Here is a 1,113-nt window from a genome sequence, read left to right as displayed (position 1 = left end):
ATACCATTCCGCATAAAGATTAAATCAATTTAATCCATTCCCGATTGCACATTTTCTTCACTCGATCTGGTATCGAAATAAAGTGATTCCATGCCTTTGAAACTTCATCGACAATTTCGTCATAGCCCGAAAACACTCTATTGGATAAACAATGTTGTCGTATCCAGCTCCATACTTGCTCTATTGGATTTAGCTCGGGTGAATAAGGTGGAAGCTTTATCAGGGTTAGGTTTTTAAATTCTGCAGCTGTATCGTATGTGTGCCAGCCTGCGCCATCTATTATCACGACAGCATGCCTTCCAGCAGGTGTTGCGTGTGAAATCTGGCGCATGTGCTGCGTCATCGCTTCTTTATTTACGAATGGGCTAACTAACGCTTCTGTTTGGCCTGTGGCTGGACATACCGCACCAAATAAATATCCATAGTCAAATTGCTGTTGTTTTACAATCCGTGGCCGAGTGCCTGTTTCAGCCCAAATACGCGTAGTCGGATTTTGCTGGCCAAATCGTGCTTCATCCTGAAACCATACGTCGATACGGTCAAGAGGAAGGTGTCCTGGTGTGTGAAGGATCGTTTCCAGTTGGAAGTTTTTTAAAAGCTTCTTGGCTCTGTAATGATTGTTTCGGGTGTTTAGAGCGACTTGTGATCCAACTAAAGCCAAGTTGCTTTAGAATTTTATAGACATGATTTAAGTGATAATGAACACCAAACTCAGTGTGAATGTAATGCACAATGTCTTCACCGGTAAGGCGTCCACCTTGAAGTTCTGTGTTCGTGCGCTTTATAAATTCAGACAGTTGCTCAAGTTGCCGCTGTTGTAATCTTGATGGGCGTCCTTGAATAGGCTTATTGTCTAAACCATCCAGCCCATGCTCTAAGTAACTAGAAACCCATTTATTAACACTACTTCGTGCTGTGTTAAGACGTTTTGCAATATCGGTTCTGCTATTACCCTCATAAAATAATGACACTGCGAGCAATCGCATGCGCTTTCGTGCGTTTGGTTCTTTTCGTGAAAGCGCCAAAAGTTGTTCAGATATATTTGGGTTCAATGTTATTAACCGGTGATTTTATATAGCCTATATTAGATCAGATATTTAAGCGGAATGGTAT

At 41.7% G+C, this 1,113-nt stretch carries 1 protein-coding gene; it reads right to left on the bottom strand.

Annotation, left to right across the window (positions count from 1 at the left end):
* Window positions 1-19 precede the first annotated feature (19 nt).
* A protein-coding gene (locus ACSSVW_RS20310) for an IS630 family transposase (RefSeq protein WP_454180077.1) occupies window positions 20-986 on the bottom strand; the annotation gives its coding sequence in 2 pieces (ribosomal slippage) (window positions 20-586 and window positions 588-986; 966 coding nt in all).
* Window positions 987-1,113: the final 127 nt, after the last annotated feature.

This window comes from Pseudoalteromonas sp. MBR-15 (genome assembly GCF_053628915.1).
The sequence above is the reverse complement of the archived record's forward strand: the minus strand, read 5'-3'. Positions and strand labels throughout refer to the sequence as shown.